Here is a 14,556-nt window from a genome sequence, read left to right as displayed (position 1 = left end):
TCAGTAATCAATCTTTTGGGCTTGTCTGGACACTGTCTCTGATTGGAGACGTGCAGATATTTCGTCAATGATTTCATTTAATCCAGCGTGAACTTGAATGGTTGATTTCCGCGACTTCTCAAGCTCTTTATCTAATTCATCAGAATGTTTTCGAACCGTTTCGAGGATGGTTTCCGCTGAACTCGCCATTTCTTGAATAGCGCGTATTTCCTGCCCTTTAAGGTCATTAATTGATTGTTCAATATTATTTTTGGCTTCAGACCCCTTTTGAGAAATAAGCACTATCGCCGCATCAACCTCGGCTTGCCATGAAGCAATCAGGGATGACATGACTGTCGAAGTCCCTCCCAATGATTGTTTAACTTCATGGAGGGCATTAACATGTTCTTGCGTAAGTTTTTGGGCTTCTGCGACGGTCTGTGAGATGGACGATAAAATACTGTTCCCAATATCCGCAGACTTATTCAGCGTCACCATGTTTTCCTGTGCTTGCACAGCGACCGCGTTCAACGCCGATACGTTTTGCTCAAGCAGGCTAGAGCTCGCTACTGCGTTTTCTATCGCTGTTGTTAATCTGGCAAGCACTTTGCCATCACCACTAGCCCTTTTATTAATCGCCTCGCCCGCTTCTTTGATAGCCTCCATGGCGGGAGCAATTTTTGTTGTAATTAAATCGGTCGGAGCTTCAATGTTTTCGACCCGTTTTAACAAGGATTCGATAGCCACCACCATACCACTAGACGTAATGTTGAGTTGCTCTGTGTTCTGTACAAAACCGTCAAGGGTTTTGTTCATGCGGCTCCCGAGCATTTCGGCTACTTCACCGAACTTGGTGGCACTTTGGCTCATGGCATCGGAAGCCTCTTGCGAAACGGCTTGCAAGCCCTCTGCTATAGATTGTTTCGTCGCACGACCAAAATGATTCATGTCCAGCGTGATTTGATCGAGTTCGGTTCGCAGACGTGTTGCTGCATTCGCCAATTCTATTCGTGCTTCCGCTTCAACATCTACAATGTCATGGCGCATTTGATTGAAAATAATGCGAAACATTAACCCTACAATCGTTGTCGCGAGGGCTATTCCAAAACTGTTAATGATGGGGTCAATGCTGGTTGTCGCAGGAGATTGCTCGGTTGAAGACGTGAAATTGTAGAGTGCGTAAGAAAGGCTGACGAGGGTATAAAGAAACCCTAAATAGTAAAGGTTATCGCCCGATTGATCTTCACTAAGTCTACGTTCTCTAACCTTGAAAAGTATCGCAGCGTAGACACACATTAACGCAACTGGAAATGCGGTTACATAAATCTGAGGTATTTGAAAATACTTGAGTCCGACTATACCGGCTGTCCCAATACCAAACACGAGACCAAATAGGTATTTGTCGTAAAAACTCCGCACAGGTTTCATCCGTGGCGTGTGCATTTTATCGGTCATTTTGGCACCCATTGCTTTCAACTAAGACACAAAAATAAGCGTTTTGAGCGCCTTGCTCTGCAAATATCCTCTGCCAAAGCTCAACGAGTTTTGAGCGGCTCAGCGCGTTATCTCGCGCAAGCATCCAAACGCTAATATCTATATCGCGTAAATCACTTTTCACACGATTAAACGATTTATTTTGGATGATGCTCTCGATAGCCGGCGTTCCTCGATAGAGAGAGGCATTCGATGTGTGTTGCATAAGGTCGGAAACGATAATGATTTTTTTAGGTTTATCCCGATCTATCGGCGCAGATAAACTGGTCAGAACCACCGACTGAATGCTTTCCAGAATAGGGGATTCCTTTTCAGGAGATGCATTAAGAAGCTGCGTTATTTCACGCTCAAGGGGTTGCCCGAAACCATCCTGCCATGTTTGTTCAACATGGCGTGGGTTGCCCACAAGCTCGCTGATTTCTGCCCCATGCCCTGGATTACAGAGAGAAACAACCGGCTTCAGAAGACTTGTTTGAGTGTCGTGAATAAAGTAAAGATCCAGCCGTCCATGTAAGGATATGGAGTCACTCAAGCTCTGAAAGGCAGATAAAAAAGCCTGCTTTTGCTGAATGGACAAGCTATCCGTGGCATCAATCAATAAGGCAGTGACACTTGTCGCCCCAGATTTCGGGCATAAGGTGCTTTTCTCGATTTCAGGCATATTTTTTTTCGAATAGACAAAAGCCCCGCCAATTCCAATAATAATCAGCGCGGCGACTATGAGCATGATAATACCCCAATAGTCTTCCTTCTCAACCCGTGCGTCTTTGCGATTACGAGGATTATTGCGTCTCGACATGGTTCGTTTCTTTTTGGTAAAGGATTGTGCTGATCTGCTCGATTTTATTTATTGCGCGGTCAAACTCATCCATAACATCGCTAATCGCTGCTTGTATGGTTGTGCTGGCCTCAATCATTACTTCATTCAGACGCTCATCGGAAAGAGATAATGGGGGAAGGACGGGGGAATGTTTTCGTTCGAGCCGCCAAGCATGATCAAAGTGTTTAGGTGGCTTGGTGTTCCTTGATTCTCGGTTTCGTGCTCGATAAAAGGTGATGAGTTCACGGCCACAGCTTTCAAGGTAGTTTTGGTGGGTGTCAAAATTAATCAGCAAATTGGTTCTATTTGCAATAATTGAATCATGTTCTTGCCTACGTTTAATAAGGTCTTCTTTGAGTTGAGCTAAACCAATAGAAGCACCATCGCGGGTGTCTTTTAAATCTTCTAACAAACTAGCCTTTTTATCAGCATAGGTTTCATAAGCTCTACGACGAAGCCTATCCCAATGGCCATATTTTGGATAAGGGTCGTCCATTCCAAGCCCATCAAACAATGCGATGAGAGCAAAGAAACAGCCAACGCCAACCATGATCCATGATTTAAAGTCGGTGATATTGAACGGACTTGCCATGAAAGATGACATAGCGGTGATAGCGGCCTTATCTGACATTTCAATAGCGAGTGCATCACGATAGTGGGCAACGAGGAGATTAAATCCAAAGTTTCCTAAACAGAAAATCAGGATTATTGCGCCCCAAAACAGCTTTAGGCCAAAATGTTTGTGGAAAATAAATGGCACCGCTTTTCGGCCTAAAAACAAAGCTATGCCGATATTGACGAGAGAAATAACGAAGGCTTCTCCCACACCACCCAAAAGACCGAACTCGTTACCAACAGCTAGAAAAAGTGCGTTAAATAAACATTCAGCTACAAATATGATAGCTATCACGCCCAGATGGAAAACTTTTGAACGGGGATAGTGAGCGGGGCGGGTCAGGCCATGTTCTAACTTGAAGTTTTTTAGTTGGTTTGCGTGTTTATCTACATCATCTCGGGCAATTTCAAGGTCATCCTGTCCCTGATGAATCTGAGCCTTAAAGTCACCGATTGCTTCTTTGGCGGCAAGAGTGACCTGTGTTAGCCGCGCTTCAATGTTCAGGTTTGCCAATCTCTGATTATAAGTTGTCAGATGGTCACTAAACTCGTTCAGGCATATGCCTCTTTCGGCTTCGATGGTATTAATGATTTCACTTTCGACGTCGTCGAAATCTTCGCTCCCTGAACTTGGCAACTGTTTACTGCCATTTTCCTTTGCTCGTTCATCTAGCCGGAGTTCTTTTTTAAGTTTATTGATGTCTAATCGCTGAAATTGGCCGATCCCAGAGAGATGTATCTGCTCCGATGATACAAGGAGATCTTTGATTTTATCGAGCGTCTTCATTCTAGTATCAATGCTTCCGTATCATTCGCCGAAACTGCGCGTTTCCCCAACGTATTTACAACACAAAGATTCAATTATCGCCGATTTATTGGATTTAGACTAACTGATTGAGTATGTCTCATTTTCACCTCACCGGCACAAACTCGCACACGGCACCCCGTCATGGTTGCCGTCGAGACTGGAGAGGCCGCAGCTGTTGAGGTAGAAGCGGGCTTCTTCGCAACTGGTCATCTGCCGGCAGGTTTGTTTCGTGGCGCAAGTAAAGCCTTGGGCATTGGCTTGGGGTGTTTTTATCGTTGGTATGGTTGGGTGTCGCCATTCCCAAGGCGGGATGCGCTCAGATTCCGGTAATTTCCATAACCCGCGTTTGGCCTGTTGTGCGTCGGTTTGCAGCGGGAGGAGTGACGGGTCTTTGAGGTATTTCAGGTAAACCCACGCCGCCCCGCGCTCAATCATTTGCGCATTCACGTCTTGATTATCCGCAAACACTCGTCCCACCAGTCGGCCGTAACGGTCGGTATCCTGAACCGTCACCATTACCGCTTTCCCAAAGATTAAGCTGGAAAGCTCCTGCTTGGCTTTCTTGCCATAAGACTGTCCGTATTCCGGCGCGTCAATCTCGGCCAGTCGCACTTTGGTTTGTTGATTGCCCGCATCTAACAGCGTGAAAGTGTCGCCATCATGCACCCCCACCACACGGCCTTGGTGTTGCTCGGCCAGCGCCGGCACAGATAGAAACAGATTCAAGAATAGGACAACAAGAGCGGGACGCATGGGCACTTCCGTGTGAGTTTAAGGATTTGTTGTTTTACAGCTTTACGACTTTGTGTATTGAAATCTATCCACAAAGTCAATCTGAATCAGGACACATGCCTTTTGTAGCTTCTCAATCCCAGAGATTTAAAGCGAGTACTACTCACTCTAGTGCCAATGCCGTTAAGTTAAGCCTCACCGATACTGTCGCCTGGGCTTGGGGCTGACACGGTTTTTCGGCCTAGGTGTCTTTCGGTCGGGTCGTTTGCGTTCCAGGGTTCGGGCATAGAGAGCAATCAGTTCCAAAACGTGATCGTGCGGCACGCGTTGGATCAGCCAGCCGAATAATCGATTCTTCAAGGAATGGAGGATATAGGTGATATTGGGGAAATAGCGCGCGGCCTTTTCGTCCGGCAGCAGAGCGTAAGCCTCGCGAGCCAAGGCTTCGGCGAGATTAGCGGTGAAAATTTTGGCATGGATATCCTGACGAATTGATTCGGGCAATTCGCCGGTGAATTGTTCCAGGTAGAGCCGATGTTTGAGCACTTTGAAGGCTTCTTCAATAGCCCAGCGGGCGTGGTACAGCTCGCCGAACGCCTGGAGGGGGAAAGCTTGGCTGTCGATCAGCGAAGTGGCCAACACTTCGATATGACCAGTCGATAGCACGACTTTGATCAGTCGTAGCGTCAAGGTTTTGTCGATCAAATTCATGCCGGCAGCCTGCGCCTGGCGACGGGCATGGGCGGAAACCGGTAGCGTCACCACGGTTTCCGATAGCGCTGAGCGCAAAAAGTCTTCGACGACGGGCCATTGGTTACCGTCCATGCGAGCCAGAAACGGCAAGCCGCGCTGTTGTAACAGGGTGAACAGCCAGATCGCGGGAAAACCGCGATCCATGATCAATAGATCGTCGCCGCTGAGATGCGGCAGCAGTGATGCCAGCAAAGCCCGTTCGGCGTCATCGAAGCGACCGACCACTGCTTTGATCATCAGCTTCGACGTGGTGGCAAACAGTCCCAGCGCACGAGCCAGCACATAAGGTTGGCTGGCGCTGTCGGTTTGAACGCCGAATTCGTCTTGATTTTCTTGCCAGGGCGGCAAGCGTAAAGTCGTCGAATCGGTGGCGACCAGGCGTAAGCCTTGCCAGCGCGGTTCGGGTAGCAGTTCATTCAGCAAGCCGATCAGGCTGTCGTTGAGGGCTTCAAAGGCGGTGGCCTTGAGTTTTTGACGGGCTTGCGAGACGGCGCTTTTCGTCACGGTACGGAGCGCTCCGCCATCCAGTGTGGCGAACAAGTCGTCCAACAGGGTTTGCAAGCTGCCTTTGAACGAGCAGAGCAGGAATGAAACCAGCACGGGAAAGGTAAGAACGCGTTGCCGGGTAAAAGCTTTGTCGTGGGCCCGATGCGCGGCGATGAAGTCGGGCGCGTGGAGAAGCTTTGAAAGATGGGCAAGAATGCTGGCATGGATACTGCTAAGTCTGATTCACTAATTTATCCTTATTTTTCAGTTAGTTGTGGCAAATATTATAACATAAAATCCTTAACTTAACGGCATTGACTCTAGTGCTCCGTACCCGCTTCAGGTTTGGACACCTAATTTTAACTCATCTCGCCCAACTCAACCGGGCAATTTACAGTCTGCTTTGAAGTCCTGCAGTTTGCAGAATCTGTATTTAGTTTGAGTGACCGCTCTTATAGAAACTCGACCGTCAAAAAGGGTCGTGATACGACCGTCCACTCTTCAAATTCATCGCCGGAAAGCCGTCATTAAATTACGTTACCTGAAAGCGGTCAATCGTCACAGTGGCAAAACGACCCAGAAGAGTCATTCGTCATTTATATTCAAATTGCAGCTTTCCCACGGAAAGCAGTCATCTATTTTAACGAATCAACAGACATCACCTGCCATAAGATGTATTTAGGTGTATGAAAAGGAATTCGACAAGGATCCTTTTTGTATTAGCGGTTTTGACAAAAATATCCTCATCGGTTTCTATTTGATCGCCTTGTGATTTGGCCTCTATTTTCGGCAATGTGAAATTTTTCCGAACAGAAATTGTAAATAAATCTGCATAGTTGTAGTATTTGACAATATACAACTTGCACTGTAACAAATTTGATGATAACAATCTGCTTGTTGTGCTGAAAGGTTATGTCTAGTTGCATCGAGAAAATTCACGATATCGGATCAGCACTGTTATTGGTTGCGACTCGGTTTATTTCTTTAAGGGATATTATTATCCCAAGAGTAAATATCATCTCAAAATTGATAAAGAGGGAGTTAGGTCATGAATGAGGTCAATTTGAATAGACGCCGAATTCTTTTAACGACATTCGGTATACCTGCACTTGCGATGGTCGCTTGCTCAAGCGAAGTAGTTCGTGGTGAAAAAGGTTCACCGAACTATGAAGATATAAAAAAGGTTAACGAAATAATAAATTCGCTACAGTCCTCAAGCGGTGAGAATTTAGGGGAGCTTTATGATAATCAAATTTATCCAGAAGCTTTTCGTTTAGCTCAGGCTGCAATAAACTCTCTAAATAATGTTGATTGGAAGCGATTGTTCATTCAGCTTTATATAGCCTGCAAAAACCTTAACGACGAAGGTTTGTACGACCTCCTAACCAATATACAGGAAGCGGAGCAAAGTCAAGTGACAAGTAGATCTTTGACTCCGACCATTACACCTTTGGAGGTATCAATCAATAGTTTGTTACCCCCGGAGCTAAGAGATGAATATCATGTTTTGGAGTACGACGAATACTTGAGTCGAGCATTTGACCCAGGTCCGCCAATACCGGTGGACGGTTGCAGCATTGTATTTGCTGCAAGTCAGGAACGTGCCAGTCACAAAAACCATCCAATTCGATTTGGTACGCTTTTTATTAAGAAATTAAACGGTAGTTGGGTGCATTATCAGGCAAATACAGGAGGGAGCGCACCTTCGTTTAAACGGCGGGGAGGTCCTTTACCCCCTGGCAGATATAACGTCAATCACTATCGACCAGACAGGCATGACGTCCCTGCAATGATGGTCGAAGGTGTATCCTATTCTTTTGATGTTCTTCCCGAAACGGATACCAATGTATATGGACGGAGTTTGTTTCGGATTCATCCCGATGGCCGAGCACCGGGAACGCTCGGCTGCATCGGGATCGCTGAAAGAAGTTTAACTAAACAACAAGAATGTGAAAACATCCTTAGAGAAATTGTCCTTCAGCACAGAAACGTGAAACTAGCGATGACAAATTATTCTATTGCTTCTGAGATTCTTAGATAGTCGTATCGATTAAGTAAATCAAGACTTATTTATTTTCGGAACTAGGATAATTCTAATGCACTCTTCTAAGCAGTTCTATTCTAGGTTGAAAGGTTTTTTATTTCTAAACCTAATTTTAATTCCCCTGGCTAACTGCCAATCAGTATCTTCCCCCTCCTCAAAACAGTCCGTTATACTAAATACCAACCCTGAGAAAACTCAAGATAAGGCGATAGTCAACCCATTGAAAGATAATAGAATATGTGAAAACCCGCGTGATCTCGACACTCAGAACAGGGCTATAAATGGAATTTTTGTAAATTCTATAAAACAATGGCCTGGATTTGTTGCTCTGCGACTAAGTTATTCAGGAAGCACAGTAGGAAGTTATTTCTGTGGTGGTACTTTGGTTTCTCCAACGGCGGTCCTTACGGCAGCACATTGCTTATGGGAGTTGGGAAAACGTCAAGCTGAGATAGTTAATGATTTCGTGAAGTATGACGATTCCGGCGTTCTTCAAGTGGTATATGGAACATATGATCTGACGACCATTGGAAGTGAAGAGGGCGTCAGGGTCCGTGAATTTAAGTTGCATGATGATTACCACGGAAATCCAAGAAAAGATGGACATGACATAGCTATACTTTATTTAGAAAAGAGCTTGGATGAACCAGTATCTCGTCTGTCACAAAGTGTGTCCCTCGACCCTATAGATCCACCTGGAGATCTTCTTTTAGCCGCCGGATTTGGTGTTTTGCATCCTGATCCCAACGCAAATCAATTTCGTGCTAAAGAAGGTTTTTTGGCATCAGCCGGTTCGGCTCGACTCATGGAGGTTGAATTGCCGACTGTATCAGAATCTGAATGTAAAGAAAGATACCCTCAAGATGCGGTAGGACAAGGCCAGATTTGTGCCGGGTATAGTCTAACAGATAGGATGGATATGGAGCCGCAAGATACCTGTTACGGCGACAGTGGTGGGCCTTTGATCCGGCTGGATCGTTTTGGATGTGGCTACCAAGTGGGTATTACTAGTTGGGGGATAGATGTGCTAGTAGGGAAGACTGGGGTGTATATACCCGAGTTTCATCTTTTGCACCTTGGATCAGACAGTCCATTGATGACTTGCCAATAAGTGATGGAATTTTACCCAAATCCACGGACCGGATCAACCGTGCACTAGCAGCCGGCGCGTACTCGGAAATTAAACGCTACTTAAATCCGAACGATAAAAAAGTATCAGTTTCTTTGACTGAAGGAAAACAGCTGAAAATAGGGTCGACGGTTACCGTTCAAATACGCAGCAAGATCAAAGGCAACTTGGTTGTTTTAGATATCAACTCAGATGGAGATGTAGTACAACTGTTTCCAAATGTTTTCAGCGGTCCCAAGGCAGTTATTTCCAGAAAAGTAGTTGAAATTCCGGGGGAAAATTATGGGTTTAAGATTCGGGTAAAAAAACCCTTAGGAGAATCTAGAGTGCTGGCAATTGTCGGTCCACCATCATTTAACACTGCTGCATTTATCGCTGAGCCAGGGACAACGAGAGGGTTGGCCGTCGAAGAATCACCGCCGAGTTATTTTCTTGCACACATCGTCTCACAGATAAAGTCCGAGTTATCCAATAAGGGGTTGGGGATAAAGCCCTCAACCGATTGGGCTATGGGAGAGTTTGGTTATGTCGTCACCGAATGATCATGAGCTGCTTGGCGTCCATTCAAGAATACGATACCGCTCCCCATGGATTCGAGTGTTGAATTTGCGTATCTTACTTTCTATGCTGCTTGTGTTCTCATGCTTCAGCTCATTAGCACAAGTGTGTGGCAAAAAAGATACTTTAGACGATAAGAATCTTATTGGACTTCAGGTCGATTTCGATACATCCAAGGAGATACGAGCAGGAGAGACATTTAGCATTTCATGGCAGAATTCCATTGATCTTACTGATGCTGCGACTTATCTGGTGGTGGCCTTGCCAGAAGAGGTCAGAATAGAAGGTAGCGGAGTCCATGGCCTAACACCACAAGCACGAGCACCACATGGCATTACGTTTGGACATGGACGCCTCCGGGCAATCGTACCCATTAATAAAAACGGATCAATCGCAATCCGTTTTTTCCAGAGTGGTCCAGCGAGCATTGCTACGGCCTTAATCCGCATTGGAACATGTGGAGAAAATATAATGTGGAGCAAAGAAAACCGAATCGAGGTTGGTCTCGGACGCGGTCATATCCACGTACAGGATCCATTTGCGATAGATGACGGAAGTAAGACAGTTATTTCAAATAACGGAAAATTTGTTCTTCGTTCAAGACGGGGCCGCTTTCAGGTTTTCGACGTCGAAACAGACCTGCTCCTAGTTGATCAGCAGGGACATAACCCAAATTTTTCCCCAACATCTCGTTTTGTAGCTGCGGATGTTGGAGTCCCTGATGGGTATCACCTCGTTATTTATGACCTTTTGAGCAGAACTCAAGTTGCGCGCCTGGAAGGGCCGGTACTTGCTTGGGCGGAAGAGGACAGTATAGTTATCAGTCTTCACAATCAGAGGGCCGAGATAGTAGCCATACAAAGCCTGATAGATACACTGGATACTCGGTTAGTGCGCCCACTAGCACCATCTAGTCGACTCGGCAATGAAGAGTTACTGGTAAATAAAGAAAGGGATCCAGAGATATCGGATCATAAAATAGGTTGTCGAACGGCAGAGCAGATTTCTCCAGAATCCGAATTAATATGTAAGGAATTATGTAATGGCTGCGGTTCAGCCTGGGATCAGTACCAAATTTTTATCGCCATGGACGATTTGAGCGTTGATGTTTTTGAGTTTGAGGATAGATTGAGGAATTTCGATGAGTTTTTTTACGGTGCTTTTGATTCATCAAAAGGACCACGTAAGTTGCTTTCTACTTCGAAGGCTAGAGTAAAAATAAACTCAACTGATTTGATAGAGCGGGTTCGGCTTAGTCACATTGAAACAAAGCAGCAACAAGAGTTTTTGGTCACGCACCAAGCCCAGGCGCGTACTTTGCCTAAAACTACAACAGTCAACAAGGGTCAACTTCGGGGCGACTGGCGTGGATTGGAGGTGGTCGCGGGGGAAGAAAATCAATATAACCAGAATGACCGCCGACTTATGGATTTTTTCGAAGATCGTGGCGTCTCCTTTCACAGTACTCAGAAACTAACATCATTAGTGACTTCAGAGGGCCGTCTCTCAGAGTCTCCTGAAAAGTTGCGAAAGGAAGTCATATTATCGACGCCGGATGTTACTAACCAAGTTACTGCAAGCAAAGGATGCGGTGGGAGCCCAAGTTGGGAGTTGGTGGGTGAACATAATGATGATAACAATCCATTTTTTCGAATAGGTTGTGCCGCCGATTATTGGCGCTGGACAAATAGTGGCACTTCTTTTCACTTAGCTGCATTTGTAAACGGATGGGGCACCAATCATGGTAACGATTTCCTTCGCCTGAGACTCATTCGTAACGATAGAGCACCCGGAAATCAATATGTCGACCTAAGTCAAGCCTTCATTGATGATAGCGAAGATAGTGATGGAGATTCTTTGATTCCTTACCGTGTCGGCGAACAAGCTAATGTCTCCGTCGCCGATTTAATACCAGTAGTTAGAATGTATCAAAAAAAACTCGACAAATCCCTTGGAACAAGGCCAGAGTATGTCGGAATAACCAAAGTATTTTTTGATGAGGCGCGTCAATATCTGGTGCTCCTTTCAATACCAAAATCACGGCTAGTTATCTATGACTTGAGGAGCGACAAGCGAATAATCATGTTCAGCGACATACAGCGCGCGGAGCTTGCAGAACATATTTTTCTAAGCAAAACCAATGACCAGTTGGTTCAGCTAAACCGCGATGGCACTTTATTTGTCTACAGCATAAGTGATGGTCGCCAGATACTTTCGGGGCTGATCGTCGATGACGAGGTAATCGTATGGAATGACGAGGGGTATTTTTCTGCGACAGGTGAAGGAGCTAATTTAGTTCAAATCCATTTTGACGGAGATAGAGCATTTCATAATCTCCAACAATATGAAAAAGTCCTCAGTAGACCTGGCTTAGTGGGTGAAGTCTTACGGGGAGACTTACGCCAGAATGTTGTTATTTCTTCACCTCCAACGATTGAGCTAAAAGTCTACGATAACAAACCCAATGAAACGAAAGTGCAAGTGACAGTGAAAAGTAGCAATCTACTGAAATCGATAGAACTCTTTGTCGACGGGCGACTACTGAAAACGATTCCTGTTGATACAAAAAACGTCACTGTAGATAGTGAATTAACGGAAGCGACAGGAGCTCACTGGATTACCGCGAGGGCAGTCGATATCAATGGGTTGACCAGTCGCCCGATTTCGTCCCGGGTGTCATCAGTCATTACAATGCCTGGTATATTATATGCTTTGAACGTTGGCGTTGATCACACAGCTGAAGCGGATCTTTTGCTACCATTGAAACAAGCAGCAAATGACGCAAATAAGCTGACTTCCACCCTTAATAATTATGGTGAACGTTATTACCAGCGCCGCGTTGCAAATGCCCTCACTGATAGTGACGGCATGAAAGTCACTGCAAACTTAGTCGAGCAGACATTGGCAGACCTGGTTTCGCAAGTTCAGATAGATGACACTCTTGTATTTTCTTACTCAGGCCACGGCTTGAAAGTTGCGGATAAAGATTATTACCTATCGACCAATGACACCAGATTAAACGAAATACAAAATACAGCACTCTCCTGGCAAAAAATCGCGGAAATTCTCTCTAATTCGAAAGGGCGAGTCGTGGTATTCATTGATGCATGCCAGGCTGGTGGAAGCGGAGATTTATACCGATTAAGGAACGATGACTTGGTGGATAGCCTGCTCACCAACAATAATTCAGCAATTTTAGTTTTCGCTGCTTCAAAAGGCTGGCAACCTAGTAAGGAGGACAAAGATACTGGAGGCTATTTTACCTCTTCTTTGGTTCGTGCACTTGAGGATTATCCGGCAACAGATAACGACAATAACGGATTTATTGAGGTTAGTGAGTTATATCGAAAATTAAAGGGAGATGTAGTAGCTCGAAGCCTTGGTACACAGACTCCATGGTTGATCCGTAGCGGTTTGATTGGAGAATTCGCGCTGTTTTGAGTTGGTAGACAGCTATATTTTCTTGTTCCAAAGTAATAATTGAATGGCCGCTTTCAAGGGTTGACCAGCCCTTGACTGGAAACCATTCTCTGTCTCCTAATGGCCGAGGCTGTGTAAAAACGTAAAAATGAAATGCAAAAATAAAAATTAGCACCACTTGACTGGTAATTTCTTTGATTTATGGGTCTAATTTTTCCACACAGTTGTTAATAGGTAGAAATAAGTCGATTGAGTTTTCCACCGCCTTTTGATTTTTTGCGTTTTTACACAGCCTCGGCCGGATTGAGCCGAAGGCGACATAAGGTTGCTTGCCAAAAAGCCGCCATTCGCTGAACCTAATGGATGAAAAATTTCGCCAGCCTCGTTGCGGGCTCCTTCATAGGTGTCCACCTGGTTATAGGTGGACACTATCTTCAACTCTTTCAGTCAAACGTATGACCGCAGTCAAAGGGGCTCTTAAAATCTTAATCGGAAAATGAGTCACTGGCTAAGGTGCTCGATTTGGCGCAGTGCGTTGTTGGCACTGGTGTAATCATAATCGATAGCGGTAACTATGCCCTGATTTTCTAACAGCAGCGTTGGAAAACCTTTTACATTCAGCGTTTGGGTAAATTCAATGTCCCGCATGAGCGCTTGATTGACGACAGCACTTGTCATGTTGGCTTCAAAGCGTTCACGATCTAATCCAATATCCGATGCCAGAGCAAACAGTGTGCTCATATCGGCCGGATTCTTGGCGTGTAGATAATAAGCCTGCTGGATCGCCAAGATCATAGCCTCCTCTTTAACCGAATCTTGTTCACGTGCTGCGATGACGGCACGACACGCCGCATACGTCGATCGGCGTGGTATGCAGGTCGTCCAAAAGTCGAAATTAAAAGCTGTGCCGGGTACGGGTTGCTGAATCTTCTGCCAAATGCCTTTTAACTTCGCTTGCATCTCGGTCGGCATGGGTTGATCCGTGTCGGGGGCCAATCCTCCGAGTATGCGTTTGACAACCACATTGTCTGGAAGCCTCGTCACCACCTCTTGCCATATTGGCCTGAATGCCCAACACCAGCTACACATCGGATCATGAAAATAATAAAGATTCATGGACATATTTGGATAAAGTTATTAATAATCAGCGCTTTATATTGTTTTTATCAAATTAATAGCTACTAACTTTGTATATTATATGGAGAGAATATCTTTCCATGAATTAGTTACTTATTTAAATAAGACGTAACTCATGTGTTTCATTTATTAATTAATTGTTGGAGTATACTATGTCTAGTAATAACACAAATGATAAATTCGCAAGATTAAGAGCGATTGCCGGCGGTAACAATGGAGGCTCAGACGATAATGTCAGGTACTGGAACTTTGAAAGAGACGGAAATTTGTTGGGCATTATTAATAGCTTCCATAGCTTTGAACACCCCCAGTACGGCGAGCAACACGTGGTGACTGTGAAACTCGCTGATACGGGTGAAAGCGCTTCGGCTTTTCTGAATGGTTGGTTACAGGAAGGCATGAAACGTAAACAGGCTGAAGTGGGCGATGCCGTCCTGATTAGGTTTTTCGGCAAGCAATCCGGTGAACGTTTTAATCGCTATCAACTGGAGATTGAGAAAGCCAATCCTGGCTACCCATCTGGATTCGAAGCGATGAATTTTTAAACACGAGTAGCGTACTGGCATAGACCAGTACGCTAC

The 14,556-nt window shown here is 45.2% G+C and carries 11 protein-coding genes; 5 read left to right on the top strand and 6 right to left on the bottom strand.

Annotated features, from left to right (window positions below; translation table 11 throughout):
- From EBB_RS14815 to EBB_RS14795, 5 genes are all read right to left on the bottom strand, one after another.
- The gene (locus EBB_RS14815; protein WP_192394543.1) at positions 1-1,434 is read right to left on the bottom strand and encodes a hypothetical protein; all 1,434 of its coding nucleotides are present in this window, start codon (positions 1,432-1,434) and stop codon (positions 1-3) included.
- Positions 1,424-2,272 (bottom strand): hypothetical protein, encoded by an 849-nt coding sequence (locus tag EBB_RS14810; RefSeq protein WP_192394542.1) that lies wholly within the window; start codon positions 2,270-2,272, stop codon positions 1,424-1,426. Before EBB_RS14810 ends, EBB_RS14815 begins: the two co-directional genes overlap by 11 nt.
- Positions 2,256-3,695 (bottom strand): MFS transporter, encoded by a 1,440-nt coding sequence (locus tag EBB_RS14805; RefSeq protein WP_192394541.1) that lies wholly within the window; start codon positions 3,693-3,695, stop codon positions 2,256-2,258. The genes EBB_RS14810 and EBB_RS14805 overlap by 17 nt, the downstream gene beginning before the upstream one ends.
- A gap of 129 nt (positions 3,696-3,824) precedes the next feature.
- Entirely contained in the window at positions 3,825-4,469 is a 645-nt protein-coding gene (locus EBB_RS14800) for a thermonuclease family protein (protein WP_192394540.1), read from the bottom strand.
- 174 nt (positions 4,470-4,643) lie between these two features.
- Positions 4,644-5,903, bottom strand: a complete 1,260-nt coding sequence (locus tag EBB_RS14795) for an IS4 family transposase (protein WP_306790024.1) — start codon at positions 5,901-5,903, stop codon at positions 4,644-4,646.
- An 832-nt stretch (positions 5,904-6,735) separates the two neighbouring features.
- Between EBB_RS14795 and EBB_RS14790 the strand changes: the two genes are divergently transcribed.
- From EBB_RS14790 to EBB_RS14775, 4 genes are all read left to right on the top strand, one after another.
- Complete coding sequence (locus EBB_RS14790) at positions 6,736-7,728, top strand: hypothetical protein (RefSeq protein WP_192394539.1); 993 nt, start codon at positions 6,736-6,738, stop codon at positions 7,726-7,728.
- Positions 7,729-7,783: 55 nt separating this feature from the next.
- Positions 7,784-8,842 carry a S1 family serine peptidase gene (locus tag EBB_RS14785; RefSeq protein ID WP_192394538.1) on the top strand — a complete coding sequence of 353 codons (1,059 nt, stop codon included), beginning with the start codon at positions 7,784-7,786 and terminating at the stop codon, positions 8,840-8,842.
- Positions 8,833-9,402 carry a DUF4384 domain-containing protein gene (locus tag EBB_RS14780; protein WP_192394537.1) on the top strand — a complete coding sequence of 190 codons (570 nt, stop codon included), beginning with the start codon at positions 8,833-8,835 and terminating at the stop codon, positions 9,400-9,402. Before EBB_RS14785 ends, EBB_RS14780 begins: the two co-directional genes overlap by 10 nt.
- Before the next feature lie 64 nt (positions 9,403-9,466).
- Positions 9,467-12,859, top strand: coding sequence for a caspase family protein (locus EBB_RS14775; RefSeq protein WP_192394536.1), 3,393 nt, complete (start codon positions 9,467-9,469; stop codon positions 12,857-12,859).
- Positions 12,860-13,339: 480 nt separating this feature from the next.
- On the opposite strand, the gene EBB_RS14770 is transcribed toward EBB_RS14775, so the two are convergent.
- Complete coding sequence (locus tag EBB_RS14770; protein ID WP_225587458.1) at positions 13,340-13,954, bottom strand: DsbA family protein; 615 nt, start codon at positions 13,952-13,954, stop codon at positions 13,340-13,342.
- Positions 13,955-14,127: 173 nt separating this feature from the next.
- Here EBB_RS14770 and EBB_RS14765 point away from each other — a divergent pair, with 173 nt between their 5' ends.
- Positions 14,128-14,520: a hypothetical protein gene (locus EBB_RS14765; RefSeq protein ID WP_192394534.1), complete on the top strand. Its 393-nt coding sequence runs from the start codon at positions 14,128-14,130 to the stop codon at positions 14,518-14,520.
- Positions 14,521-14,556: the final 36 nt, after the last annotated feature.

This window comes from Methylomonas fluvii (assembly GCF_014850975.1).
GTDB classification, from domain to species: Bacteria; Pseudomonadota; Gammaproteobacteria; order Methylococcales; family Methylomonadaceae; genus Methylomonas; species Methylomonas fluvii.
The sequence above is the reverse complement of the archived record's forward strand: the minus strand, read 5'-3'. Positions and strand labels throughout refer to the sequence as shown.

Coding starts and splice junctions, on each gene's coding strand:
- EBB_RS14800 (WP_192394540.1), bottom strand. CDS start 4,469: ATGCGTCCCGCTCTTGTTGTCCTATTCTTGAATCTGTTTCTATCTGTG.
- EBB_RS14790 (WP_192394539.1), top strand. CDS start 6,736: ATGAATGAGGTCAATTTGAATAGACGCCGAATTCTTTTAACGACATTC.
- EBB_RS14815 (WP_192394543.1), bottom strand. CDS start 1,434: ATGACCGATAAAATGCACACGCCACGGATGAAACCTGTGCGGAGTTTT.
- EBB_RS14810 (WP_192394542.1), bottom strand. CDS start 2,272: ATGTCGAGACGCAATAATCCTCGTAATCGCAAAGACGCACGGGTTGAG.
- EBB_RS14785 (WP_192394538.1), top strand. CDS start 7,784: ATGCACTCTTCTAAGCAGTTCTATTCTAGGTTGAAAGGTTTTTTATTT.
- EBB_RS14770 (WP_225587458.1), bottom strand. CDS start 13,954: ATGAATCTTTATTATTTTCATGATCCGATGTGTAGCTGGTGTTGGGCA.
- EBB_RS14805 (WP_192394541.1), bottom strand. CDS start 3,695: ATGAAGACGCTCGATAAAATCAAAGATCTCCTTGTATCATCGGAGCAG.
- EBB_RS14765 (WP_192394534.1), top strand. CDS start 14,128: ATGTCTAGTAATAACACAAATGATAAATTCGCAAGATTAAGAGCGATT.